We start from the raw sequence: 402 nt of genomic DNA on the forward strand, positions 1-402 counted from the left end.
GAGATCGCGCTGTCCAACCGCATGCTCGAGCCGTACACCGGCGGCGGGGGCGACATCGCCGCGACCGTCGTCGTGCGCACGGCCGACGGCGAGACGTACCGGGCCGGTCCGGCGGTCGACGGGCGGCGGCTCACGGTCCAGGACACGTCCGACACGGGCGCGACCGTCCTGCTGTACGTGTCCGGGTGGGACGTCTTCTGGCCGTCGGTGCAGGTCATCGCCCTGGTCGTGGTCGCGGCGGTGGTCGCGTTCGCCGCGGGCATCGCGATGGCGATCTGGCAGGCCAACCGGCTCGCCGCGCCGCTCGTGTACCTCGCGGCGTCCGCCGAGCAGCTGGGGTCCGGGCAGGTGCGCCCCCAGCTCGAGCCGTCGGGCGTCGAGGAGATCGACCTCGTGGGCGCC

General features: G+C 74.6%; 1 pseudogene. It reads left to right on the forward strand.

The annotated features are described in order from the left end of the window. Positions 1–402: pseudogene (locus G3I71_RS49250) on the forward strand (hypothetical protein); the annotation flags it as partial.

The organism is Streptomyces sp. SID12501 (assembly GCF_010550245.1).
Classification (GTDB): Bacteria; Actinomycetota; Actinomycetes; order Streptomycetales; family Streptomycetaceae; genus Streptomyces.